Source organism: Halorubrum salsamenti, assembly GCF_007671685.1.
GTDB classification, from domain to species: Archaea; Halobacteriota; Halobacteria; order Halobacteriales; family Haloferacaceae; genus Halorubrum; species Halorubrum salsamenti.
In genome coordinates this window covers 1-23,116 of sequence record NZ_VCNL01000001.1, presented here as the reverse complement: position 1 = coordinate 23,116, position 23,116 = coordinate 1, and the positions used below count along the sequence as shown (strand labels likewise).

Genomic DNA, 23,116 nt, shown 5'->3' with positions numbered 1-23,116 from the left:
AGCGGATCGGTGGGACTGTCGCGTCCGTCAGATCCGTCGGTACTCCCCGAGCCGCGTCCCGTCGAGCAGGTAGGCGTCCCCGGCCGGCAGCGCGTCGGGGAGGAACGGCGCGAGGAACGACTGGCCGTCGACGTTGATCCACGTCCCGCCGGAGCGCTCGTTGAACGCGGGGAAGACGACGAGTTCGGGCGGATCCGCGTCGGCGACTGCGCCGGCTTCGCCGTCCTCCACAAACGCCCCCGGATCGAGCGTTCCGCGGAGCCACGCGCGCTCCGCACGCGATCCGCCGACCGCGTCCTCGAGTCGCACTTGGGGGTGTTCGTGACCCATACAGACCACGTCGGCGTCGAGCAGGTCGGGGTCGGGCCACGTGTGGCCGTGGAGGACGCCGACGGCTGTGTCCGTGGTCGTGTCTCCGTCGAGCACACCGCCACCCGCCTCGATCACGTCGATGTCGTCCGCGAACGCCTCCGCGACGCCGGCATCGTGGTTCCCCTCGACGAGCGTCATCGGGACGCGGTCCGTGACCGCTCGGATCAGTTCGACGAGTTCCTCCCGCTCGTCGCCTTCCGGCGCCGCGATCCGGTGCGCGAGGTCGCCGAGGACCACCAGCCGGTCGGCGTCGGTCTCGGCGATCAGGGCGCAGAGCCGCTGGCGGCGCTCGTCGGCGCGGCCGTCGAGTTCGACCCCGCGCTCGTAGCGCAGGCCGACTTCGATACCGGCGTGCACGTCGGCGACCAGCAGCGCGCGCTGGCCGCCGAGGTCGGCCACCGCCGCCGGTTCGCCGACCACCGGCTCGACCGCGGGCGACGCGCCCGGCGCCATCAGATCGGCTTGAGGACGCCGTCGCCGGGCTCGTAACACTTCCCGCTCATCAGCGCGTCCTGGATCGCGTCCTCGACCGCGTCGGCGGCGACGCCGTGGTCGTCGACGACCGCCTCGACGACCGCCTCGCGCTCGGCGCCGTCGCCGTCGTCGAGCGCGTCCATCGCGTCGATAACGGCGGCTTCGAGGTCGAGGTCGCCGGCCGTCTCGCTCGCTTCGTCGTCCGCCGGCGTCTCACTCGCTGGGGCCGGAGCGGTGGCGTCCGACTCCTCGGCGTCCGCTGACGTCGCGGTGCCCTCCTCGGCCGGGGGCTCGTCCATCTCCTCGGGATCTGGAACGTCGATATCGGCCTCGCCCGGCTCGTCGACCTCGCTCCCGGTCGAGAAGTCCGTGCCGAACTCCGACTCGATCTCCTCACGCTCCTCCTCGTCGAGTTCGTACATCTCGTCGGGCGCGGGCTCGGTCGACGGCTCGTCGAGGTCGGTCCCGGTGTCATCCGTCCCGGCATCGTCCGTTCCGAGGTCGGCCGTCCCGGCGTCGAAGTCGCCGAGCCCGTCGCTCTCGTCGCCGGGTTCGGGCTCGGAATCGACAGCCGCGGTGTCAGCGGTGGTGGCGGCCTCAGCGGTGTCAGCGGTGGTGGCGGCCTCAGCGGTGTCAGCGGTGGTGGCGGCCTCAGCGGTGTCGGCGGCGTCGGAATCGGTCGAGTCCGTGTCGATCGATCCGGAGTCGCTCGTCTCCGTCGTTCCGGCTGCCTCGGCCGGCTCCTCACCAGTCACCGCCGGCTCCGACTCTGCAGTGGGGTCGTCCGATTCGGCGGCGATCGGCTCGCCTTCCGATTCCGCCATTCCCTCGTCGCCGACCGGCTCCGGCGGCGCCTCGATCGTCACGTCCGTCTCCGGGAGCGAGCCGATCGCGGCCTCGCCGCCCGCATCGGGCGCGATATCGAGCGAACGCACCTCGTCGCGGTCGCCGGCGATCAGCTCTAAGGCGTCGACGGCGAGCCGCCGGAGCGCCTCGACGTAGGCGGTCGAGGTGTCGTAGTGGTCGATCGCCTTCGGGATCCCGGCCGCCAGCGACGCGGCCGCGCCGCCCGATTCGAGGGCCGCGCGGAGCTCCTCGCCGCGGAGGTCCGATTCGAGGGCTTTCGCGAACACCGCGAGGCGGTCGAGGGTGGCCTCCGCGGCGGAGACGACCCAGCGGTCCCGGGTGTCGGCGTCGACCGCGTTGAGGCTCTCGGGGCGGACCGAGGTGAACACCCGGTCGGAGTCCTCCGGCTCGAAGGTGCGCGCCTTCCCCGTGAGCGCGACGAACGCCGGCGGCTCGGCGCGTTCGAGGAACGTCTGCGCTTCCGGCTGGTACTGGCCGGCGTAGGTGACGAACGCCCCGGAGGGGTCGACGACCCGCCCGCGGCGCGTCTCGTCGTTCACGCGCTCGATCTCGGTGAGCACGCCCGCGACGAACAGCCGGTTCACGCGCGCGCCGGTCGGCGTGACGACGTAGTTGGGGGCGCGCTCCTCGTCGCTCTCGGAGTACGAGATCGAGGCGTCGTCGAACTCGGCGGCGAACACGCGGTGAGCGACCTCGCGGGCGCCCGGCCCGTCGTCGCTCATTCGCCCACCTCCGCGAGCGCGGCGCGGGCGTGGTCGGCCGGGTCGTCGTCCGCGAGTTCGAACTCGCTGGCGTCGAGGTTGGCGCCGTAGTCGTCGACCGAGAGGTTCCCGCGGACGCGATACGCGCGCCCGACCAGCGAGTCGGCGATCTCCTCGGCGACGACCTCCTTGTCCATCGCGTCCTTCGCGGCGTCGAGGGCGTCGTCGAGGCCGCCGCCGTACACCTCGGCGGTGAGCTCGTCGTCGAGCACGACCGTGACGGTGTCGGTGCCGTCGTCGACGATCGCCTTCACGCGGAGGTCGTCCTCGCCGTCCACGTCGCCGTGGCTCCGGCACTGCCCGTTCTGGACCACGCGGCCGCACTCCGGACAGCGCTCGATGAGCCCGGAGCCGTCCCGAATTTCGAGGACGTTGCCGACGATCTCCACGTCGAACATTCCGCCGGAGCCGACCGCCTCAGCGACCGAGAGGCGAGGGGCATCCTCGGCGACTTCGACGGGGTCGGGGAGCGGCGTCACCGTCGAGAACTCGGTGAGGTTGATCGAGGGCACGCCGCGGAACTCCCGGACGTACACGTCCTCGATCCGGAGATCCGCGCCCGGCTTCAGCTCGGAGCGGGGCTGCCAGTCGGTGAAGGGGAGCTTCGCGGTCGCGTCGCCGACGACGCCCTCCAGGATCTCCGTCTCGCCGTCCCGCCCGGAGATCGTCTTCTCGTCGACCTCCAGCACGCGGACCTCGACGTTGCGGCCGCGGTCGCCCGCGTCGATGTCGACGAGGCTCCGGTCGCCGCCGACCTCCCGATCGACCTCGACCGGCTCGTCGGCGATGGCGACGGTGGTCGAGTCGTTGAGGTTGAGCTCCGGCGCGCCCTCCCACTCCCGGACGCCGGCGTTGCCGATCGTCAGCGAGTCGCCCGGCTCGAACCCGAAGTCCTGCCACGCGGTGTAGGAGATGACGCCGGTCTCGTCGGCGATCTCTCCCTCGCGGATCGTGAGGTCGTCGCCCTGGTACCGGATCGTACGGGTCCCCTGCGTGAGCACGCGAACGGTGACCGTCACGCCGTCGTGGTCGGTGGTGATCTCGTCCACGTCGACGGCGTCGGGCGTCGGCGTCGAGCCGCCGCCTCCGCCGCCGTGCTTCCGGCGGACACTCTGTTTGGCCTCGTCGATCGGGACGCTGTACTCCAGTAGGTTCTGCAGGTCCTCTTTGACCTCCTCTTTGTCGACACCGAGGTCGGAGGCGAGCTCCTCGGCATGGCTGTTGACGTCCATCGAGTCCGGCTTCGACGCGACCGCACAAAAGGGTTCACCACCCCTACCGGCTCGCCTCCGCGACGCGGCTCCTCCCAACCCCACGTGACGCGGCTCCTCCCAGTCCCACGTGACGCCGCCGCGTTCGACCGCCGGTAGGGCTAAACCACCTCCGTGCGCAACGTGGGGTATGGACGAGATCGACATCGACACGCGCGTCACGGAGGAGCGGACCGTCATCGACGTGACCGGGACCCGCGACGTCGCCGTCGTCGTTCGCTCCGCGAGCGGCGAGCGGATCTACCTCCCGCCGGAGGACTTCGACGAGCCCGTGTCAGACTCGCCGTACACCTCGCCGTATCAGGGGGGAAGCGGGATCGACGGCGAGGAGAGCCCGTACGGCGGCGGGGCAGGAAGCACCCGCGGCGTGGTCGAGACCGCGGAGGGGTTCCGGATCACGCATCCGGAGACGGCCACCGAGTTCGACGTGTACCGCGGCGACGACAAGGAGTAGCGGTCGAAAGCGATCGGCGAACCGGTTCCGGCGCGTCCTATGCCACGTCCTCGTACACGGCCAGCGTGTCCTCGGTGACGTCCGACCACTCGCGACGCTCGTACTCCGGGGGCTGCTCGCGGTCGAGCGCGGTCGCGATCCCGTCGACGATCGACTCCGAATCGACCTCGACCTCGACGAGGCAGTTGTCAGGGAGTACCTCCGCGACGCCCGATCGGGTCGCGACGACCTGCGTCCCGGCCTCGAGCGCCTCGGTGATCGTAATTCCGAACGGCTCCGCGTACGAGGGCGAGACGAACGCGTCGGCGGCGGCGTAGTAGTCGCCGAGTTCCGCTTCCGGGACGTAGCCGACGAACTCGACGCGGTCTTCGATGCCGAGCAGCTCGGCGAACCGCTTCAGCTGGTCGGTCTGATGGCCCGACCCGCCGACGACGAGGGTCACGTCGGGACGGTGAAGCTTCCGCACCGCGTACAGCAGGTGCGAGATCCCCTTCTGGTCGGTGTGTCGGCCGACGAAAAACAGCATCTCGCCGTCGATGTCGAGGTCTTCGCGGACGTCTTTCCCGGAGAATTTCGGCGTCGAAAAGCCGTTGTACACGACGCGGGAGTCGGCGTCGTACAGCTCGCGGATGTCCTCGCGGACGAGTTCGCTGACCGCGATGTTGGTGTCCGCGGCGTTCGCGAGGCGGCGCTCGGTCTCGACCTCGCGGGTCGGCGGGTCGATGTTGCGGTCGCTCGCGAGCGAGTGGAACGACGACACCCACGTCGCGTCCGACGCGCGGGCGGCCTGTCGGCCGGGGCCGTAGCCAAACCAGTCGTGCGTGTGGATCACGTCGTAGTCGGGAGCGAGTTCGGCGAACCGGTCGCTGAGGCGGTCGACCCGGGCCGCGACGTCGCCCTCCCCGGTCTCGACGGGCTCGATCCCCGGCTCGTCGTCCGGCGCGAACTCCGCGGGCAACACGAGGGCGGCCTCCACCCCGAGATCGTCGCGGAGCCCGGAGAACAGTTCACCGACGTGGACGTCGAGCCCGCCGGTGATGTTCGGCGGGTACCCCCATCCCAGCATGAGTACGCTCGGCGGCATACCCCCACGTTTCGGGAGTCGGCACTTAGGTATGCCCCTCGTATCCCCGGCCGAGCGACTTGCGGGGCAGCGGAAGTGTGCGAAAAGACGCTCGGAGGCTCCCGTCGTCTCAGCCCGGATTCAGATCGGACGGATTCGGCCCGGAGGTCAGGCCGCCTTCACGGCGTCGCGCAGCGCGTCCGTTCGGTCAGTGATCGACTCCGCGGCGTCGGCGAGCACGTCGAGCGGGTCGCCGGACTCGGATTTCACCGTCAGCACCGGCTCCGTCTGACCGCCGGACTGCTCGGGGTTCATGTCGTAGGTCGCGGCCGCGACGTCGTCGGTCTCCAGCAGGACGCCCTTCAGCACGTTCATGAACGTGTGGTCCTCGCCGGCGATCTCGATGCGGAGTTCCGTGTCGGTCTTCTCGATGACCCGCAGTTCCATGTCCGTGAAGTCGAGCGAGCGGCGTTTCAAGCTTTCGTCTCCCGAATATCGAGAGCTGCGACGGCCCGCACGCGACCCGAAAGCGTATGCCGCCGGCTCCGGTGGCCGCCGTATGGAGATCCGACGCCTGCCGGCCACCGAGGCCGCCGCCGAGCGCTACGCGGCGGACCTGTGGCTGCCGTACCACCGCGACCTCGCGGCGAACGTCGAGGCGCACGCGCTCGCGGACCGGCCCGACGAGGAGCTGATCGCCGCGGAGACCGAGTTCCGGCTCGACCTGCTCCGGGAGAACGACGACTACCGGACGTGGGTCGTCGCGGTCGACGCCGGGGTCGGCGCGGACGACATCGACCCCGCTCGCCTCGACCCCGAGGACCCCGCGTCCGTCGGCGTCCCGGATCCGGACCGCGATCTCGCGGCGTTCGTCTCGACGAGCGTCGACAGGTGTCCCACGGTGTTCGACCGCCCCGACCGGCTCGTAGTCGGCGACATCTACGTCAGCGAGGCGTACCGCGGGACCGGGATCGCGGGGCGGCTGGTCGAGCGCGCCGAGGCGGATGCGCGTGACCAGGGCTGCGACGAGCTCCGGCTGGACGTCGACGTGGATAACGAGCGAGCGATAGCGTTCTACGAGATACAGGGGTTCGAGCCGTACCGTAAGCAGTTGACGCGAGACGTGGAGTGAGTGAACGGTTTATAAATCGTTGACTGTCGATCGACGTTGAACGCCTCCAAAGCCCCAGCCACTCGGAGGCGCGCGCCACCGCATCGATATCGCTTCCACGATCTCACGCCAGCGCCGCCGCTGGGCGACTGATAAACGGGAAAGCTGCGGGTCCGCTCGGCGAGGCGTTACTCGTCGGCGTCGACGGCCACTTCCTCGGCGTCGACGTCGACGGCGGTCTCCTCCTCGGCGGCGACCTCGGACGGGCGCGCTTCGAGGGTCAGCTTCTGGACCTCGACGCGGCGAAGCGGGTAGATCAGCTTCGCCTCGCCGTAGATGGCCGAGGAGAGGTTCCCGTCGACGATGGCGTCGACGAACGACTCGAAGGTGCGGTCCTCGGCGGCCGCGTGGACCTTGTCGATCATGACGCGGCGGATCGCCTTCTCCTGCGAGCGGTCGGCCTTCTTCGTCGTCAGCGCGACGGGCTGCACGCGGATGCGGTAGTCGTCCGTCGTCAGCACCGTGATCGACGCCTCGACCTTCGAGGCGCCGCGGCGGACGAGCGAGCGCAGGTAGTCCCGCGTGAGCTCGTACTTGATGAACTCGGTGTAGGCCGTGTCGCTGCCCACGTCGGTGATCTTGAACGTGAGCTTCGTGTTGTTCGCGCCGGAGTCGCCGGTCAGCTCGCCCAGCGTCGTCGTGATCGTGCGGCCGACGACCTGGTCGGGCTCCTCGGCGAGCGTCTCGCCGAGCTCCTGCCGGTCGAACTGTTCGGGCGCCAGCACGGAGTACCAGCGCTTCTGTTCTCTGCTCTTGGATACGGATCGTTCGCTCATGTGTTGGTGTCGGTGTCGCCGTTGGTGTCGGAGCGGCGCCCTCCGTCGTCGGCCGCGAGGTGGCCCCTCGCGCGCTCGACGATTCGGTCCGCGACGCGTAGGTTCACGACGTGGTCGTCCACGGTCGACCGCAGTCCGCCGGTGGTCGGCCGCTCGACGACGCACTCGATCGCGTCGCCGTCGACGCGGGTGGTCATCGAGTCGGTCTCGTCCGGGGCGAGCGCGGCGGCGACGAGGGCGGCGTCGGCGTGGGTCGTCCGGACGGTCGCCGTCCGGGTCGACGCCCCGCCCCCAGCGGGTTCCCCGCTCATAGCGCCTCCCTGAGCGCGGCGAGCGCGCCCGTGATGTCGCCGTCGGTCGCTTCGCTCTCGTCGACCGCGATCCCGCCGCGGTCGGCGGTCCCCCAGCCGTCGCCGCCGACCTCGCCCGCCGCCGACCGGCAGGCGTCGCCGAGCCCGATCGGCTCGGCGTCCGCGTCGTCCGCTGCGCGGCCCCCGCCGGTCGACGCGGCGGCCAGTCGGCCCGCGGCCTCGTCGACCGCGATCGAGACCGGTTCCGGCGACCGAAAGTCTCGGACGAGCCGGGCGATCGTCGGGAGGACGGCGGCCGCGTCGGGCGCGGCGTCACCGCCCTCGGAGCCGTCCCCGCCTTCGGAGCCGTCTCCCGTGAGGTCGACTCGGACGACGAGACAGCCGTCGTACCGGCCGGTCGTCGCGGCGTCGAGCGCGCGGTGCGCGGCGAGCCCGTGGGTCCGCCACGCGTCGAGCGCGGCGGTCCGAAGCTCGTCACTCGGCTCGGCGTCGAGCGCCAGCGCGACCCCCGTGCCGGGGGCCTCGCGGGCGAGCGCGTCGAGGGCGTCGGCGTAGCCGCCGACCGTCTCGAACGGCGCCGCGTCCCCGGCCGTCGCGTACGGGCGGAGCGCGCGTTCGACCGCCGAGGCGGCCCGCGCGCTCGCGCCCTCCGCGTCCGCGACGTCGACGGCGACCAGCGACGCGAGTCGCCGGTGCGCGTCGTCGTCGAGGTCGGCCGGGAGCCCGATCTCGGCGAGCGCGGCGCGTGCAGCCTCGGTATCGCCGGAGTACGGCATCCGGACGAGCGTCGAGGCCGCGAGCCCGTCCGCCAGGTCGACGGTCGGGAGCGCGACGCCGGGGCGTCGGCGGACGCGGTCCGCGCGTTCGGCCGCCTCCAGCGCGTCGCCGGAGCCGTCCGTGCCGGGCACGGAGCCCGCCGCGACGACGCCAGCGAGGGCGACGACGGGATCGGGGTCGACGCCGAGCGCGCGCGCTATCGCGAACGCGTCCGTGCTCGCCGGACGCCCCGTGCCGGGGATCGCGTGCGGGCCGCGGTCCGCGCCGACGGTCACCGCGACGGCGTCGTCGCCGGCGTCGGGGATCGGGTCGCGGGACACGCGGACCTGAAACGGCGTGCCGACCGTCCGCAGCGCTCGCGCGAGGAGCGCGGCCGCCGCTACCGCGTCGCCGTCGTCGGTCGCGACGAGCCGAACGAACGGCGCGTCCGCGAGGACGCCGGCGAGGGCGTCGGGGGCGGGCGTGGCGGATGTGGCTTCGGTCATCGTGGGGTCGTGTGGTGCGGTCGTGTGTCGGTTCGTCGCGACCTGCGTGTCGCGTCGTCTCGGTTACTCGTCTGAGCCGTTCCCGTCGGAGTGGCCGTTCGTCGGAGTCGGCGTCGTCACTCCTCGTCGAGGAGCTCGGCGGCGTTCTCGTAGGTGTACGTGAACTCCTCGTCGATCTCGTCGCCGCGGTAGTAGTTCGCGAGGCGGCGGATCTTCGACTCCGTGTTCTGGAGCGCGCGCTTGTTCTGGTGGTCCTGTCCGTTCTCCGCCATGTGCTCGCGCAGGCGGATGGCCTGGGACATCAGGTTACGGAGGTCCTCGGGGAGCTCCGAGTCGGCGTCGTGCTCTTCGAGGATCTCGGTGACCTTCTTGCCGGTGGCCAGCTTCACGTCGGGCACCGGGACGCCCTTGACGCCCTCGTCACGGAGCTTGAGTCCGATGACGCTGGGGTCGTGGCCCTGCTCCGCCAGTTCGACGACGCGGGACTCGATGTCCTCGACGTCGACGTCGCTCCACTCCGGGTTCTCGTCCGTCGCCGGCTTGTCCGAACCGGACGAACCGCGACGGCGCGTGTGCATTCGTGCCATTGTGTATCTGGTTGGAACGGCACAACCGCAACGTGACCGCGACTCCGCGCGACGCGGCTGACGGACGGCTCGCGGAGCGAGCGGTCCGACCGGACGGCCCGCGCAAGCGGGCGATCCGACCGCGACGCCGGAGGCGTCGGCGCACTGCTACATTCCCAAGCCGTGGGCGAAAAGACCCCGGCGCGTCGGATCTGCAGCTGTGCTGTTCCCGTGTGAGGGGTCGGCGCCGGGGTTCTTAAGCGTGTTCTTGTGGCCCGCTCGGGCGATCGCGAACGGGTGAAATCGGTGACGCGAGCGGAGGTGAGAGACGAAGCGCCGACGGCAGCAGGACACGAGGGTTTACGTAGGTCGTCGATGACGGGATGCGTGGGAAAGACACATGACCGACGAATCCGACGGCGACCCGATCGAGCGGACCGGCGACGAACCACCCGACGGCGCCCCGCCAGGCGGCGGTCGCCGCGGCCAGGGAGACGTCGGCGCGTCCGACGGCGGGCCCGCGACGGAAGGCGAGTTGGAGGCGGACGACGAACTCGTGACCGACGGAGGACTCAGCGCCGATACGGGCATGGAGACCGGCTCCGAGCCGCGGATCACGTTCTACGGCGGGAAGTGGGCGAGCACGGTCCCGCTCGCCTTCTTCATCCTCTGGGCCATCTTCCAGAGCGGCGTCCTCGGTATCGGCGACACGAACGGGCTGGTGATCGGAGCGCTGCTCGGGACCATCCTCGGTATGTTCTTCGTGCGCGGGAACTGGAAGGCGTACGCCGACACCATCTTCGAGGGGATGACCCAGCGCGTCGCGGCGACAGCGATCGTCGCGTGGCTGTGGGCCGGGATGTTCGCCGAGACGCTACAGGTCGGCGGGTTCGTCGAGGGGCTCATCTTCGCGGCCGACGCGCTGAACGTCGGCGCGGCGACGTTCCCAGCGGCCGCGTTCGTCCTCTGTGGCCTGCTCGCGACCGGAATCGGGACGGGGTACGGCGCCACCGTCGCGTTCGTGACCCTCTTCTTCCCGGCCGGGGTCCTCATCGGCGCGAACCCGGTGCTGCTGTTCGCCGCGATCCTGTCGGGCGCCGTGTTCGGCGACAACCTCGCGCCCGTCAGCGACACGACGATCGTGAGCGCGGTGACGCAGGACGCCGACATCGGCGGCGTCGTCGCCTCGCGGTTCAAGTACGCGATCGCGGCGGCGATTCCGGCGTTCATCGCCTACCTGATCATGGGGTCGGCAATGTCGGGCGCGAGCCTCGAAGGGTCGGTCGCGCTCCGCGAGACGGCGACCGCACTCGGTCTGGTCCACCTGCTCTCGATGGGCGTCGTGATCGTGACGGCGGTCGCGGGGCGACACATCGTCGAAGCGATCTCGTGGGGGATCGTCGTCGCCGTCGCGTTCAACCTCGCGTTCGGGCTCTCGTCGGTGAGCGACATCCTCGCGTTCACCGTGACCGAGGCCGGGGCGTTCACCGCGCTGCCGTTCGTCGTGGTCGGCGAGACCGCTGGCGTCGGCGGGAGCCTCTACGCCGGCGCGATCGGCTTCTTCCCGCTCATCGTGTTGACGCTTTTGATCGTGGCGATGGCGCAGATCATGATCCGCGGCGGCGGCTTCGCGGCGATCCAGGACTTCCTGCTCAACTCCGTCGCGACCAACGTCCGGCGGGCCGAACTGACGATGGTCCTCGGCACGGCGACGATCAACGGGATGATCACGATCAACACCGCCGCGGAGATCGCGATCGCGCCGTACATCGCGCGGATCGGCGAGAAGTTCAACATCAACGGCTACCGGCGCGCGAACATCCTGGACGCGAACACGTCGGCGCTCGGGTACATCTTCCCGTGGGCCGGCGGCGTCCTCGTCGGGTACCAGGTGATGGTCGGGCCCGAGGGGCTCGGCACGGAGTACGGCCCCGAGATGGTGGTCAACCCCATCGAGGTCGTGCCGTACGTGTTCCACGGCTGGTTCCTCGTGATCGTCTTCCTGCTCGCCGCGATCACCGGCTTCGGGCGCGAGTACATTCCCGACCGCACCTCTGAGGAGGTGTCGCGCGCATGAGCCGCTTCGACAAGTTCTTCGCCGGGCTGTCGTTCCGGGGATCGACCCCCGACTACGAGCCGGGCGACGTGATCGAGGTGATGGTCACCGGCGCGGAGGGCGGCGAGGCCGTCGCCCGCATCGGCGACTCGACGCTCCGGATCGAGGACGCGCCGGCCGACGCAGTGAACACCCGCGTGCTGGTCGCGGTCGACACGTGGGACGACGCGGGCCACCGCGGCACCGGGACGTACCGCGAGACGGTCGGCGAAAGCGCGTTCTGATCGGTCCGCTCGGTACTTTTTAAATACCGTTGCCGTCGTCGACGCGGTGAACACCGCCAAAGCCCCAGCCGCTCGCTTATAAATCGCTGACACCGGAGTGACGGCGAACACCGCCAAAGCCCCAGCCGCGAGGACGGCGCACGCTCGTTGCGCTCCTCGTCACTCGCTACGGTCGTTCCTGCGGTGCTTACGTCGCCTGCGCCGTCCTCGCGGCTGCCCCTTTGAATCCTCCCCGACCGCACCGCGACCGCAGCCTCACACCTCCCCAACCTCGTCGCTGGCGCCGTCGGCGCCAGCGACTCCCTCGCGCGTGCGGCTCGCGGCCCTCCGGGCCGCTCACCGGCACGCGCCACCGCATCGGGTCTTTTTAAATATCGGATCGCAGCGACGGAGTCTCGTGCAGAGATCGACGCGAACCGCCGCGGACCGGGGCGCTTTTTAAGACGACGCTCGAACCTGAGCGCGTGCTATCGGTCGAGCTGCACGCGCACTCCGCGCTGTCCTACGACGGGCGTGATCCGGTCGACCTCCTCTTGGAGCAGGCGGCGGCGGTCGGACTGGACGCGCTCGCCGTCACGGACCACGACGAGATCGACGCCAGCATCGAGGCGGCCGAGAAGGCCCCCGACTACGGACTCGTCGGCATCGTCGGCATGGAGGTGACGAGCGCGGCGGGCCACGTCCTCGCGTTCGGCATCAGCGAGCGCGTCGAGAGCGGGCTCCCCTTCGACGAGACGCTCGATCGGATCCGCGACCAGGGCGGGATCGCGGTCGTTCCGCATCCCTTCCAGAAGTCCCGCCACGGCGTCGCCGCCCACATCACCGACGAGCAGCTGGCGAGCGCCGACGCCCTCGAAGTGTACAACTCCCGGCTGTTCACCGGTCGCTCGAACCGGCAGGCCGAGAAGTTCGCGATCCGGAATCGGCTCCCGATGACCGCCGGCAGCGACGCCCACATCTCGGAGATGGTCGGACAGGCCGTGACCGAGGTCGGCGCCGACGACCGCTCGGCCGAGGCGATCCTCGACGGCATCGCCGACGGCCGGACCAGCGTCGTCGGGAAACGGACCCCGTGGCGCGTCTCGCTCCGCCAGTTCGGCGGCGGCGCCAAACGCCGGGCGCTCCGTGCGCTGAACGCGCTCCGCTGACCGCGATGGTAGGCGTTCCGCCCTCCGATCTGCGCGGCGCATCGCCCGGGCGCGTCCGTGACACCCTCCGCGGCGGCAACCCCTTCCCCGGAGGGCGCGGGTTCGCCGGGCTGCTCCGCGATCCGCCGAACCGCGAGGGGCCGGTGCTCGTCCGCGACGTGCTCGGCCGCCAGCCGCTGTTCGTCGAGCGCGGCGCCGCGGATTCGGCGTCGGAGGGTGACCCCACCGAATCGGACGCGTGGAGCTTCGACCGGACCGACCTCGACGATCCGGAACCCGTCCCGGCCGGCGCCGTCGCGTCGGGCGCGGGGACCGAGCGCGTCTGGTCGCTTCCGGACGAGGGGCCCACCGATCCGGAATCCGGCCAGGCCGCGGTCGACGAGGCGCTCGACGCCGCGCTCGGGGGTATCGAAACCGAGCCCGGGAGCGACGGACACGACCTCGCGGTCGCCTTCTCCGGCGGCGTCGACTCCGGGGTCGTCGCCGCCGCGGTCCCGGACGCCCCGTGTTACGTCGCCGGCTTCGAGGGGTGTCACGACGTCGCGGCCGCCCGCGAGGCCGCCGCGGAGATGGATCTGGACCTCCGCGTCGTCGAGATCGCCCACGACGACCTCGTGCGCGCGGTCCGCGAGGTCGCCGCGGCGACCGGGCGACGCAACCCGATGGACGTGGCGATCGCGGTCCCGCTGTACCTCGCGGCGGAGGCGGCCGCGGCCGACGGCTTCCGCCGGCTCGCGGTGGGACAGGGTGCCGACGAGCTGTTCGGCGGCTACAGCAAGGTCGCCGACCCCGTCGGCGACGACCGCGTCGCGGCGGAGACGGTGCGAGGAGCGCGAACCGAGACCGTCCGGACGCTCCCGGACCAGCTCGAACGCGACGTGCTCGCGCTCCGCGCCGCCGGGGTCGAGCCGGTCGCGCCGCTTCTCGACGACCGGATCGTCGCGGCCGCGCTCGCGCTGCCGGGCGAACTGCTCGCGAGCGACGGCGAGCGAAAGGTCGCGCTCCGCCGGGCGGCGGCCAGTCGGGTTCCTGAGTCAGTCCGGACGGCCGATAAGAAGGCGGTCCAGTACGGGACGTACGTCTCTCGGGAGCTCGACCGGCTCGCGCGGCGGGCGGGGTTCAAACGACGCATGGACGACCACGTCGGACAGTACCTCGACGCGCTGCTGGCAGAGGAGTAGGCGGGGACCGAACGACGCGAAAAACGGCCCGTGAGGGCCGATGCTGACCAAGCCGCCGTATGGAGTACCAGTCCTACGGCCGACGCCCGATCGATCGGGCGTCTGCTGACGAATGGCGGTGACGAGTATAAAATTCGGGGAGTAGCGACAAATATCACACCACCATCCCGCGAATGAATAACGTTCGAACACTAATGGTGTGGATTCGGCCCGAACGATCCGTTCGGAGCCTCGAAGACATGTCGGAACCCCACATGCATCCGCCCGAGCGATCGGATAAGCGCGGCCGAGCGGGTTGAATCGCCGCAGCGGACGGTGGCGGCCCGCGATCCGGGACGGTCACCTGACGAGGTACGGGTCGCTGCCGGCGATGAAGCGTCCGAGGTCGCTCTCGCGGCGGAAGTCCGTCGATCGGAGCTCGCGGAGCGCCGCGGCGAGCCGGTCGCCGTCGCCGTCGGTCCACTCGGCGGGGTCCTTGACCGGGAGGACGAGCCAGCCGGAGCCGAGCAGCTCCTCGGCGTGGAGCGCGTCCATATCGATCTCCGTCTTGTGCGCCCGCGAAGTGTACTGCCGGAGGACGTGGTCGGTCGCGCGGGCGCCGACCGGGAGGAGGACGTGAGCGGCGATCGCTCGGAGCTCCGCGTCGAAGAACCGCTCCATGTCGTCGTACGACGCCTCGTCCGGGACGCCGTCGGCGACGCACATGTGGAGGTACGAGAAGAACGTCCGGCCGGCGGCGATCGGGTCCGCGGTCTCGCCGTCGTCAGTCGCCGGGTCTTCGTCGAACCCCGCGATCAGGCCCCCCTCGACCAGCGCGGAGAGGAACGCGGTCGACCACGGCTCGTCGGTAAACGGGACGCCGGCGTCGACGCCGCCGTGGACACCGGGATGGTCGCCGATCACGTGGAAGTCGGCGTTGGCGTCGCCGTAGCCGGGGACGAACGACTCGCAGTCCGGGCGCATCCCGAACGGGTTCCGCGTTCGGTCCGTGACGTTCTGCACGCCGCCTGATAGGCGACGGAACGGTTAAATCCCGTTCGGTCCGCGACCGGAGCCGCCCGGGGTTCGGTCCGAACCCCGGAGACCCCACTGACCCCGCGGATGCGAGGCGCACGAGGCGCGATGGATACGCATAACTTATGGAAACGAGCGGGGTTCGGACCGCCGTGGATATCCCGATCGTGACAGCTCCGCTATTATATTTCATAAACGTTAATTTATGATCCGAAAACGCACGACTGCGTCGGGGTGTCCGAACCACAGCCCCCGGAAAGTATTTATACACACCTCCGTTCGTGTCGCTCGAAGACCCATGTTCGACCGCATCCGTACGGCGGCCCTCTTCGGGCTGCACCAGGCGACCGTCGCCGTCGGGATCTCGCTGTTCCCGGTGGCCGTCTTCGCCCGTAAGCAACTCGGTATCAACGTCCCCATCGGCCGGCTCGTCGAGACCACCGGCGAGGTGTACGAGGCCACCGAGGAGTGAGCGCGTCGGCGCCGCCGTGACCGCCCCGTCTCCGAGAGTACTTTTGATAGCGCCTCCGTCTGGCGAGCGTCGTTTCGGAGCCGATCGGTGTTTCTAACCGATCGCTGCCGATCGGGTGACCACCGCCGAAACCGCCAGTCGCCGGCGGCGAAGTCGCCGGCCGTCAGAGGGTCCTTCGGTCCCTCGCTACTCGCGGCGTTCGGCCGCTCGTCGGCACGCGCCACTGCATGAGACGATCCGCTCATAAGACGATCCGCTCATAAGACGATCCGCTCATAAGACGATCCGCTCATAAGACGATCCGCTTGGCCCGAGAGACGACCCGGGCCTGAACGACCAGTTCGTATGAGATCGAAGACCCGTCACCCAGAAGCGAGATCGCCGGTCCGGCGTCGATTCGGGCACCGCCTCGCTTATAAACGGTGCCGAGCACGATCGCCGACGAATAGACCCGTCGGAACCGGCGGTCGGTCCCCGAAGGGTTGCCTTTATCAGCGCGCCGGGCCAACGGAGGCGTAATGCGAACACCGACTGGCGACCTCTCCGACGGACCGGCCGAGGAGCTAGGCCGCGATCAGCCCGTTTTCGGACCTGAGATCGGCGAGTTCGAACACAGCGAACGCCGCGCGGCGCAGGCCGACGGCGAGGGCGAGATGAAGACCGGAACCACGACGGTCGGCATCAAGACCGCCGACGGCGTCGTGATGGCGACCGACATGCGCGCCTCCCTCGGCGGGATGGTCTCCTCGAAGGACGTCCAGAAGGTCGAGGAGGTCCACCCCCGCGGCGCGCTCACGATCGCGGGCTCCGTCTCCGCCGCCCAGAATCTCATCTCGACGCTGAAGGCCGAGACGAGCCTCTACGAGACCCGCCGCGGCAAGGACATGTCCATGGAGGCGCTGTCGACGCTCACCGGGAACCTCCTCCGCTCCGGCGCGTTCTACATCGTCCAGCCGATCCTCGGCGGCGTCGACGACGAGGGCGCCCACATCTACTCCATCGACGCCCTCGGCGGCACGACCGAGGAGGAGTACACCGTCACCGGCTCCGGCTCCCAGTACGCGCTCGGTGTCCTCGAACAGGAGTACCACGACGACGTGACCGTCGACGAGGCGACCGAGATCGCCGCGAAGGCGATCCAGTCCGCCGTCGAGCGCGACCTCGCGTCCGGTAACGGGATCAACGTCGCCGTCGTCACCGACGATGGCGTCGACATCACCCGCTACAAGGACTTCGACGACCTCCTGTAAGGCGTTCCGGGGAGCGACCCCGACTTCGTTCTGCGATCCGTTCCGTTCCGATTCGCGTTTTCCCGTCCCGCGACACGACGACGCCCTAGGCGCCGCGATCTTCGACGGCGTCGGCGTCTTTCGCATCTTTCCCGTCCCCCACGTCCGTCGGCGACCGGATCCCGTCGCCCCAGTAGAACCGCGGTCCGAGGACGAGGTAGCCGACGGAGAGGAACAGCAGCGCGAACGCGAACCCCTCGCCGATCCACGCCGGGAGGATGGACGTGGCCATGTGGCCGACCGGGGTGACGATTACGGCCGCCTGCACGACGCCCATCACGAGCGCGTCCTGCGCGTGGAGGTCGGGGTACGTGACCGTCGACCCCATCAGCACGGCGAACGCGGCGGTCACCGCGACGAGCAACGCGGGAGCGGTGTAGCCGGCGATGACGGCCGCGGCGAGCACCGTGGCCGCGAGCGTCGTCGGCACGCCCACCGTCTCGCGCTCGTCGGCGTCGTAGGCGGTGTACATCCCGAGCCGGGCGACCGCCAGCGAGACGAACAGGGCCGCGACGCCGAGTCCGGCGGCGACGAAGACCGGGTCGGCCGCGAACGTTCGCGCGTCGAGGAGGACGAACGCCACGAGCGCGGCGGGCGCGACGCCGAACGACGCCACGTCCGCCAGCGAGTCGAGGTACGGCCCGGCGTCGGTGGAGCCGCGGTGACGCGCCACGACCCCGTCGAGCCCGTCCGCGACCGCGGCGAGCAGGATGAGGCGGGCCGCGATCCGGGGGTCGACGGCGGCGGCGACGACCGCGAGGAAGCCGATCGCCGCGTTCGCCACCGTCACCGCGTCCGCGAGCCCGAGCCGCCCGACGAACCGCAAATGCATACGGGATCGGTCGACGAGCCGGGTTTTAGGGTTTGTTATCTTCGGAGCGCACAGATCGGCGGCGGGTGGCCGGAGCCACGCGGTTCGAGAGGGATTCGCGAGAGACGTATCCCGCGTCGGGCGAAGTATTAACAACGCGATGGCCCAAGGTTGAGGCATGGATCCGATTACCCTCCAATCCGGCCTCGGGTTCGGCCTGGTGAGCGTCGGGCTGCTCTTCCTGCTGCTCGTGGTCGTCACGCTCTGGCAGTCGTTCGAGATCGTCGACGCCTACGAGAAGAAGACGCTCACCGTGTTCGGTGAGTATCGAAAACTGCTCGAACCCGGGATCAACCTCATCCCGCCGTTCGTCTCCCGCACGTACCCGTTCGATATGCGGACGCAGACCCTGGACGTTCCCCGCCAAGAGGCGATCACGCGGGACAACTCGCCGGTCACCGCGGACGCGGTCGTCTACATCAAGGTGATGGACGCCAAGAAAGCGTTCCTCGAAGTGGACGACTACAAGAAGGCCGTCTCGAACCTCGCGCAGACCACGCTCCGCGCCGTCCTCGGCGACATGGAACTCGACGACACGCTGAACAAGCGCCAGGAGATCAACGCGAAGATCCGCAAAGAGCTGGACGAGCCGACCGACGAGTGGGGGATCCGCGTCGAGAGCGTCGAGGTCCGCGAGGTCAACCCCTCGAAGGACGTTCAGCAGGCAATGGAACAACAGACCTCCGCCGAGCGCCGCCGCCGCGCGATGATCCTCGAGGCGCAGGGGGAACGCCGCTCCGCGGTCGAGCAGGCGGAGGGTGACAAGCAGTCGAACATCATCCGCGCGCAGGGGGAAAAGCAGTCTCAGATCCTCGAAGCGCAGGGTGACGCGATCTCGACGGTCCTCCGCGCCCGCTCGGCCGAGTCGATGGGCGAGCGCGCCATCATCGAGCGGGGGATGGAGACCCTCGAAGAGATCGGCAAAGGCGAGTCCACCACGTTCGTGCTCCCGCAAGAGCTCACCAGCCTCGTCGGCCGCTACGGCAAGGCGCTGTCCGGCTCCGACGTTCAGGACATGGAGGGCCTCGAGGGACAGGAGTTCGACGACGACACCCGGAAGATGCTCGGGCTCGACGACATCGACGAGATCCTCGGCCAGATCGAGGAGTCCGCGGAGATGGACGTCGAGGAGCTGGAGAAGGAGGCGGAGGCGGTCAAGGCCGGCGGCGCCGGCGCGGACATCAAGTCGGCCGACGAGGTCATCCAAGAGATGGACGAAGAGGCCGCTGACGGCGACGTGGAGACCGAGCGGGAGAACTGACGAGGGATTGCGATTGCGACTCCGTCGGGGTCGTTGGCGCCCGCGACGCGAAGCGGTCCGATACAGCCCCGAACGAAGTACTTTTGTCGAGGCGACGACTATTCCGCAGCGTGACCGACGGGATCGACGGGCGGAAACGCGAGACGCTCCGGCGGTTCGCCGCCATCGGAGCCGCCGCGCCGTTCGTCGGGACCGCGACCGCCGACTCCGGGGGCGGCGAGGGAGGCGACGCGAACGAGACCCGCGAGGCCATCCGCGGGTACGTGCCGACGACGCCCGGCGCCCACTTCTCCAAGCTCCGGGACGATCTCCGACTCGGCACCGGGGAGGCGCAGTACCACCTCCGGAAGCTGGAGGAGGCCGACGAGGTCGAGTCGGCGAAGGACGCCGACTACCGCCGCTACTTCCCCGCCGACAGGTTCGACGACCTCGACAAGCGCGCGCTCGGGTACCTCCGACGCGACACGCCGCGCGGAATGGTCCTCGCGCTGTTGCGCGATCCGACGGCGACCGGCGCGGAGCTGGCCGCCGAACTCGACGTCTCTCGGCCGACCGTGAGCACCGCTGCCGCCGACCTCGAGGCGGCCGGCCTCCTCGACCGGACCGACGGCTACGCGCTGACCGAGCCGGAGCGACTGCTCACGCTCACGGTCCGATACGCCGACTCCTTCGACGCCGACGCCGTCGCCTTCGCGGACGACGCGGCGTCGTTGGTCGCGTACGACCCCTGAGACGCGCTCGCCGCGGGTCGCGACGTTCGATCAGGCCGTGACCATCCACGTCGTCCCCGACGAGTACCCCCACTTCTCGACGTCGATGTCCGCCGCCGCGTCGGCGACCGCGCCCATGTTCGCGCCCACCTCCTTCGCCGAGAGGTCGAGCTCGTCGGCGATCAGCCGCGACTTGAAGTACGTCTTATCGGCGGCGTTCTCGCGGAGGTACCGCAGGATGCGCGCCTGTTTCGCGGAGAGGCCGGCCGATTCGACGGCGACCGCGTCGGGTTGGACCGTGCTCATACGGGCTACAGGTCGTATCTCCACATAAGGCGGTTGGTAGATCGGGTTAACACGCCGCAGTCATGCGATTTCCGTCATGAGAGCGTCCGCGTCGAGGGCAGGAGCCCCGCGTTTCGGTACGATCCTCGAACGCCGACGTCGAGACCCTGGGATCCGGTCTGTGCGGATCGGAGGCCGGATCAGTACAGGTCGGAGACGGGATCAGTACAGGTCGGAGACGAACGGACCGAGGGCGCCGGCGACCGCGGTCGCGAGGGCGTCCGCGCGGTCGACGCGGCCGTTCGTGAGCGCGCCCGCGGCGCCGCCGCGTCTCGCGACGCCCGACGTGTCGAGGACGTCGTCCATCACGGGACCGAGTTCCTCGCCGCTGGCGATCCGGGCAGCGATGTCGGTCGGGAGTTCGAGGCTCGGCCCGGCACCGCGACCCGTCTCTGACCCGTCCGAGACCGCCGCCCACATCACGAGAAAGAGCCCGTCCCCGCCGTCGAACCGGGCGACGCCGCCCTCGATACCGACGCCGAGGTCGTACGCGCCCGGCTCCGCGTCGAAGACGGCCGCGGCCCGGTTCTCCGCGCCGGCGATCGTCTCGGCGTGGCCGGTCGGCTGTTCGCCCACGCCCGACGGGACGGGAACCGACTCGACCGCGACGGCCGTCGGATCCCCACCGAGCTCGTCGACGAGGTCCGCCCCCCGCGACGACTCGAGGACCTGTTCGACCGCGCGCCGCTTCACCGGGTTGCCGCTGCCGACGCCGACTCGCATACCGGTTGTCGAGCGACGGGCTACGAATAGGTCTCGATGTCGGGGTGGAGCAGGCCCGCCAGCCGCTCGACGCCGTCGATCAGGGCGGGGCTCGGCTGGTTCAACAGCGAGTCGTCGATGACGTGGACCGGCGCGTCGACCGCCCAGTCGCGCCCCTCGACGGTCGCGGGATCGATCCGGTCCCCGTGCCCGCAGACGTGGACGACGACGTGGTCGGGGTCGGCCGCCTCGACGCTTCCCAGATCGACCTCGCGGGAGCGCTCGCCCGACTCGACGAAGGGGTACCGGCCGCCGGCGGCGCGCACGGCGTCGGGGACCCAGTTGCCGGCGGCCATCGGCGGGTCCGACCACTCCTCGCAGTAGACGGTCGGGCGCGGGCGGTCCGCGACCGCGTCGGCGACCCGGTCGAGACGCTCTCGTGACTCGGCGGCGAGGCGCTCGCCGGCCTCGGGCCGACCCACGTCAACGCCGCGGGCGGCGAAGGTCTCGATCGCCTCGTCGAGCGTCTCGGGCTCCCGGTGGCGGACGTCGAACCCGCGCTCGCGGCAGTCGTCGGCGAGGTCGCTCTGGAGCCCGTCGCTGGTGAGGACGACGTCGGGATCGAGACCGGCGGCGCGGTCGAGGTCGGGGGTGAGCCAGCCGCCGACGGAGACGGGCGCGTCGGTTCCGTGCGCGCTGCCCGCGTCGTCCGGCGGATCGCAGTGGTGCGTGACGCCGGCCAGCGTCTCTACGGCGCCGAGAGCGGTTACGGTCGCCGTCGCGCTCGGGGCCAGCGAGACGACACGAGGGGTACTCATCGAGGACGGATCGGAGCGCCACCCGCCCAAGCGTTTCGGTCGACACAGGAGATCCCCGAAAACACGTGATAGATCGTGTCCTTTCGTCGGGTTTCCGGCGACGCGTTCCGGTCGTTTTAAGTTTGGTTCCACCCTCTATCGGACAAGATCGCTCTCGGGCAGTGTTCAGTTACCGAGAGGGGGTTTAGCCATGAGTGAACGACTACACACGCGGGGGAGCCGCTCCCGAACGGAGACGGACGAGAAGGAATCGGAACAGACAGACGAGACGCTGAGCTGTCCGGAGTGCGACGGCAACGTCATCAACGACGAGGAACACGGCGAGAGCGTCTGCGCCGACTGCGGACTCGTCGTCGAGGCGGACTCGGTCGACCGCGGGCCGGAGTGGCGCGCGTTCGACTCCCGCGAGAAGGACGAGAAGAGCCGCGTCGGCGCCCCGACGACCAACACGATGCACGACAAGGGGCTCTCGACGAACATCGACTGGCGCGACAAGGACGCGTACGGCCGGTCGCTCGGCGCGCGCCAGCGCCAGAAGATGCAGCGGCTCCGCAAGTGGAACGAGCGCTTCCGCACCCGCGACTCCAAGGAGCGGAACCTGAAGCAGGCGCTCGGCGAGATCGACCGGATGGCGTCGGCACAGGGGCTCCCGGACAACGTCCGCGAGACCGCCTCGGTCATCTACCGCCGCGCGCTCGACGAGGACCTCCTGCCCGGCCGCTCCATCGAGGGCGTCTCCACCTCCTGCGTGTACGCCGCCGCCCGGATGGCCGGCGTCCCGCGCAGCCTCGACGAGATCGCGGACGTGTCGCGCGTCGAGAAGGCCGAGATCGCGCGGACGTACCGCTACGTCGTCCGCGAGCTCAAGCTCGAAGTGAAGCCGGCCGACCCCGAGCAGTACGTTCCCCGGTTCGCCTCCGACCTGGAGCTCTCCGAGGAGTCCGAGATGCGTGCGAAGAGCCTCCTGCGGAACGCCAAGGAGAAGGGCGTCCACTCGGGCAAGTCGCCGGTCGGCCTCGCGGCCGCCGCCGTCTACGCCGCCGCGCTTCTCACCAACGAGAAGACGACGCAGGCCGCGGTCTCGGAGGTCGCCGACATCAGCGAGGTCACCATCCGGAACCGGTACCACGAGCTGTTAGAGGCCGAGGACGGCCTCGTCGCGTAGTCGGTCCGCCCAGAATCGATCGGTCTTCTTTTCTTCGGAACCGAAACCGTCCGAAGCGCTACGGAAGCCGATTGAGGTCCATCAGCACCGCGCTCGCGGTTTCGGAACCGCCCGCCCCGCGCCCGGAGACGGTGAGGGTTCCGGCCGATGCGGTCTCGATCCGGACGGCGTTCGTCGTTCCCGACACGGAGAGCGGCGAGTTCCGTTTCACGAGCCGGGGCGCGACCCGGACCGTGTCGTCCCCGACTTCGCCGATGAGCCGGACCGTCATCCCGTCTTCGCTCGCGAGGTCGAGCGCGCTTCCGGCGACGTTTCGAATCCCCTCGACGTCGGCGTCGTCGAGCGTGAACTCCCGGGCGTCGCCCGGGTCGTCGGCCGGGTCGTCGGCCGCGCCGAACGAGAGCACGTTCGCGAGGATGACGCACTTCAGCGCCGCGTCGGTCCCGTCCACG

Annotated in this window: 25 protein-coding genes and 1 pseudogene; 11 read left to right on the top strand and 15 right to left on the bottom strand. The window is 70.2% G+C overall.

Translation table 11 applies throughout. The features are described 5' to 3' along the window. Positions 1-27 precede the first annotated feature (27 nt). The 3 genes from FGL94_RS00125 to FGL94_RS00115 are packed head-to-tail and all read right to left on the bottom strand — an operon-like array spanning position 28 to position 3,706. Positions 28-825 carry a metallophosphoesterase gene (locus tag FGL94_RS00125; RefSeq protein ID WP_144919771.1) on the bottom strand — a complete coding sequence of 266 codons (798 nt, stop codon included), beginning with the start codon at positions 823-825 and terminating at the stop codon, positions 28-30. Then, entirely contained in the window at positions 825-2,435 is a 1,611-nt protein-coding gene (locus tag FGL94_RS00120) for a hypothetical protein (protein ID WP_144919769.1), read from the bottom strand. Before FGL94_RS00120 ends, FGL94_RS00125 begins: the two co-directional genes overlap by 1 nt. Next, positions 2,432-3,706, bottom strand: a complete 1,275-nt coding sequence (locus FGL94_RS00115) for a Single-stranded DNA binding protein (protein ID WP_144919766.1) — start codon at positions 3,704-3,706, stop codon at positions 2,432-2,434. The genes FGL94_RS00120 and FGL94_RS00115 overlap by 4 nt, the downstream gene beginning before the upstream one ends. A gap of 169 nt (positions 3,707-3,875) precedes the next feature. Between FGL94_RS00115 and FGL94_RS00110 the strand changes: the two genes are divergently transcribed. Further along, entirely contained in the window at positions 3,876-4,199 is a 324-nt protein-coding gene (locus FGL94_RS00110; protein ID WP_144919764.1) for a DUF7510 family protein, read from the top strand. 37 nt (positions 4,200-4,236) lie between these two features. On the opposite strand, the gene FGL94_RS00105 is transcribed toward FGL94_RS00110, so the two are convergent. Continuing rightward, complete coding sequence (locus FGL94_RS00105; RefSeq protein WP_144921375.1) at positions 4,237-5,265, bottom strand: glycosyltransferase family 4 protein; 1,029 nt, start codon at positions 5,263-5,265, stop codon at positions 4,237-4,239. Positions 5,266-5,430: 165 nt separating this feature from the next. Next, positions 5,431-5,709 (bottom strand): DNA-directed RNA polymerase subunit L, encoded by a 279-nt coding sequence (locus FGL94_RS00100; protein ID WP_095636367.1) that lies wholly within the window; start codon positions 5,707-5,709, stop codon positions 5,431-5,433. Between the two features lie 112 nt (positions 5,710-5,821). Between FGL94_RS00100 and FGL94_RS00095 the strand changes: the two genes are divergently transcribed. After that, entirely contained in the window at positions 5,822-6,394 is a 573-nt protein-coding gene (locus FGL94_RS00095) for a GNAT family N-acetyltransferase (protein WP_144919762.1), read from the top strand. A gap of 167 nt (positions 6,395-6,561) precedes the next feature. Here the strand turns inward: FGL94_RS00095 and FGL94_RS00090 are convergent, their stop codons facing one another. The 4 genes from FGL94_RS00090 to FGL94_RS00075 form a co-directional block, all read right to left on the bottom strand. Continuing rightward, positions 6,562-7,209, bottom strand: coding sequence for a 30S ribosomal protein S3ae (locus FGL94_RS00090; protein WP_144919760.1), 648 nt, complete (start codon positions 7,207-7,209; stop codon positions 6,562-6,564). Beyond that, entirely contained in the window at positions 7,206-7,520 is a 315-nt protein-coding gene (locus FGL94_RS00085) for a KEOPS complex subunit Pcc1 (protein ID WP_144919758.1), read from the bottom strand. Before FGL94_RS00085 ends, FGL94_RS00090 begins: the two co-directional genes overlap by 4 nt. Beyond that, a complete protein-coding gene (locus FGL94_RS00080) occupies positions 7,517-8,782 on the bottom strand; it encodes an exonuclease RecJ (RefSeq protein ID WP_144919755.1) in 1,266 nt (421 codons plus the stop codon). The genes FGL94_RS00085 and FGL94_RS00080 overlap by 4 nt, the downstream gene beginning before the upstream one ends. 116 nt (positions 8,783-8,898) lie before the next feature. Continuing rightward, positions 8,899-9,369 carry a 30S ribosomal protein S15 gene (locus FGL94_RS00075; RefSeq protein WP_144919753.1) on the bottom strand — a complete coding sequence of 157 codons (471 nt, stop codon included), beginning with the start codon at positions 9,367-9,369 and terminating at the stop codon, positions 8,899-8,901. 379 nt (positions 9,370-9,748) lie between these two features. Between FGL94_RS00075 and FGL94_RS00070 the strand changes: the two genes are divergently transcribed. The 4 genes from FGL94_RS00070 to FGL94_RS00055 all read left to right on the top strand — a co-directional run bounded on the left by FGL94_RS00070 (position 9,749) and on the right by FGL94_RS00055 (position 14,017). Continuing rightward, positions 9,749-11,425 (top strand): Na+/H+ antiporter NhaC family protein, encoded by a 1,677-nt coding sequence (locus FGL94_RS00070; protein ID WP_144919751.1) that lies wholly within the window; start codon positions 9,749-9,751, stop codon positions 11,423-11,425. Continuing rightward, positions 11,422-11,688, top strand: coding sequence for a DUF7513 family protein (locus tag FGL94_RS00065; protein WP_144919749.1), 267 nt, complete (start codon positions 11,422-11,424; stop codon positions 11,686-11,688). The genes FGL94_RS00070 and FGL94_RS00065 overlap by 4 nt, the downstream gene beginning before the upstream one ends. Positions 11,689-12,152: 464 nt before the next feature. Continuing rightward, positions 12,153-12,836, top strand: a complete 684-nt coding sequence (locus FGL94_RS00060) for a PHP domain-containing protein (protein ID WP_144919747.1) — start codon at positions 12,153-12,155, stop codon at positions 12,834-12,836. Between the two features lie 5 nt (positions 12,837-12,841). Then, positions 12,842-14,017 carry an asparagine synthase C-terminal domain-containing protein gene (locus tag FGL94_RS00055; protein ID WP_144919745.1) on the top strand — a complete coding sequence of 392 codons (1,176 nt, stop codon included), beginning with the start codon at positions 12,842-12,844 and terminating at the stop codon, positions 14,015-14,017. A 339-nt stretch (positions 14,018-14,356) separates the two neighbouring features. Here FGL94_RS00055 and FGL94_RS00050 read toward each other — a convergent pair whose 3' ends face one another. Next, positions 14,357-15,019 (bottom strand): uracil-DNA glycosylase family protein, encoded by a 663-nt coding sequence (locus FGL94_RS00050; protein WP_144919743.1) that lies wholly within the window; start codon positions 15,017-15,019, stop codon positions 14,357-14,359. A 310-nt stretch (positions 15,020-15,329) separates the two neighbouring features. Here FGL94_RS00050 and FGL94_RS18100 point away from each other — a divergent pair, with 310 nt between their 5' ends. Together FGL94_RS18100 and psmB are read left to right on the top strand one after the other, a co-directional pair. Next, the gene (locus FGL94_RS18100; RefSeq protein WP_008004640.1) at positions 15,330-15,503 is read left to right on the top strand and encodes a hypothetical protein; all 174 of its coding nucleotides are present in this window, start codon (positions 15,330-15,332) and stop codon (positions 15,501-15,503) included. 518 nt (positions 15,504-16,021) lie between these two features. Next, a complete protein-coding gene (psmB, locus tag FGL94_RS00045) occupies positions 16,022-16,753 on the top strand; it encodes an archaeal proteasome endopeptidase complex subunit beta (RefSeq protein ID WP_050027024.1) in 732 nt (243 codons plus the stop codon). 85 nt (positions 16,754-16,838) lie between these two features. On the opposite strand, the gene FGL94_RS00040 is transcribed toward psmB, so the two are convergent. After that, the gene (locus tag FGL94_RS00040; RefSeq protein WP_144919741.1) at positions 16,839-17,624 is read right to left on the bottom strand and encodes a protein sorting system archaetidylserine synthase; all 786 of its coding nucleotides are present in this window, start codon (positions 17,622-17,624) and stop codon (positions 16,839-16,841) included. A gap of 157 nt (positions 17,625-17,781) precedes the next feature. Between FGL94_RS00040 and FGL94_RS00035 the strand changes: the two genes are divergently transcribed. Continuing rightward, positions 17,782-18,924 (top strand): SPFH domain-containing protein, encoded by a 1,143-nt coding sequence (locus tag FGL94_RS00035; protein ID WP_144919739.1) that lies wholly within the window; start codon positions 17,782-17,784, stop codon positions 18,922-18,924. A 110-nt stretch (positions 18,925-19,034) separates the two neighbouring features. Then, positions 19,035-19,655 carry a winged helix-turn-helix transcriptional regulator gene (locus tag FGL94_RS00030; RefSeq protein WP_144919737.1) on the top strand — a complete coding sequence of 207 codons (621 nt, stop codon included), beginning with the start codon at positions 19,035-19,037 and terminating at the stop codon, positions 19,653-19,655. A gap of 30 nt (positions 19,656-19,685) precedes the next feature. Here the strand turns inward: FGL94_RS00030 and FGL94_RS00025 are convergent, their stop codons facing one another. The 3 genes from FGL94_RS00025 to FGL94_RS00015 form a co-directional block, all read right to left on the bottom strand. Continuing rightward, a complete protein-coding gene (locus tag FGL94_RS00025; RefSeq protein ID WP_144919735.1) occupies positions 19,686-19,940 on the bottom strand; it encodes a DUF7123 family protein in 255 nt (84 codons plus the stop codon). Positions 19,941-20,141: 201 nt separating this feature from the next. Beyond that, positions 20,142-20,702 (bottom strand): DUF84 family protein, encoded by a 561-nt coding sequence (locus FGL94_RS00020; protein ID WP_144919733.1) that lies wholly within the window; start codon positions 20,700-20,702, stop codon positions 20,142-20,144. A gap of 20 nt (positions 20,703-20,722) precedes the next feature. Continuing rightward, a complete protein-coding gene (locus FGL94_RS00015) occupies positions 20,723-21,499 on the bottom strand; it encodes a cobalamin-binding protein (protein WP_144919731.1) in 777 nt (258 codons plus the stop codon). A gap of 190 nt (positions 21,500-21,689) precedes the next feature. Between FGL94_RS00015 and FGL94_RS00010 the strand changes: the two genes are divergently transcribed. Next, positions 21,690-22,664: a transcription initiation factor IIB gene (locus FGL94_RS00010; protein ID WP_012659836.1), complete on the top strand. Its 975-nt coding sequence runs from the start codon at positions 21,690-21,692 to the stop codon at positions 22,662-22,664. Positions 22,665-22,722: 58 nt separating this feature from the next. On the opposite strand, the pseudogene FGL94_RS00005 reads toward FGL94_RS00010, so the two are convergent. Continuing rightward, positions 22,723-23,116, bottom strand: a pseudogene (locus FGL94_RS00005) (homoserine dehydrogenase); the annotation flags it as partial.